Origin of the sequence: Leyella stercorea (genome assembly GCF_019052365.1) — a bacterium.
In the GTDB taxonomy this organism is placed as follows: Bacteria; Bacteroidota; Bacteroidia; order Bacteroidales; family Bacteroidaceae; genus Prevotella.
Genome location: NZ_JAHQUY010000183.1, coordinates 1 through 691, shown reverse-complemented (window position 1 = coordinate 691; position 691 = coordinate 1). Strand labels below are relative to the sequence as shown.

Here is a 691-nt window from a genome sequence, read left to right as displayed (position 1 = left end):
CGAATACGATGCGAATGCCGTTGGTCTTAATCTTGTCGAAGCGAAGGATGCGCTTGTACCCGTTGGTCGTTGTCTATTATTTCTGATTAATTTTCTTTTTAATTTCATTCGCCTCTTTAAATAGGCTATTAGCAATGCTATCTTTTATTGCTGCCATCTGTATCATTTCGTTATGATAGCGAATTGAGTCCTCGTAAATATTTACATGAGTTCTCACTTTCTCAATAACTTCTTTATTTGGGCATACAGAAAAGTTCTTTTCGATGTATCGAACATTTGGATCGTTAGATGGAAGAACCATCTTCAAAGCACGATATTTCAAGTCAGCCTCCTCCCAATCTTGATGCGCTCGCCATTGGGTGAGATTGCCCCAAATGGAGAGAACAAGAGATAGAGCCAAGCCACCAATGAAAAGAAGAACATACTTGGAGGTAGGTTCAAAGCGATGAGTCACTACTTTCTTCAGAGGTGTGTTATCCATTGCGTGAAGTTTGTCCTGCACAATTTTTGATGTGGCATTCAGCTCTTGTTTCACCTGATTAACAGTATCAAACAAGAGTTTACTTCGCTGTTCATCTTTGCTTGCTTCTTTTTTGGTAAGGTCGGTAAAAATGCAGATAGCTTCTCTTAATCTTACCAATTTGTCAATAGCTTCCCCTTCTTTTACAGCCATAGCAAGAATAGCTTTTTC

The 691-nt window shown here is 39.1% G+C and carries 1 protein-coding gene; it reads right to left on the bottom strand.

Annotation, left to right across the window (positions count from 1 at the left end; all coding sequences use genetic code 11):
* Nucleotides 1-76: 76 nt before the first annotated feature.
* A partial coding sequence (locus KTQ90_RS13515) for a hypothetical protein (RefSeq protein ID WP_217318850.1) occupies nucleotides 77-691 on the bottom strand: 615 nt, incomplete at its 5' end.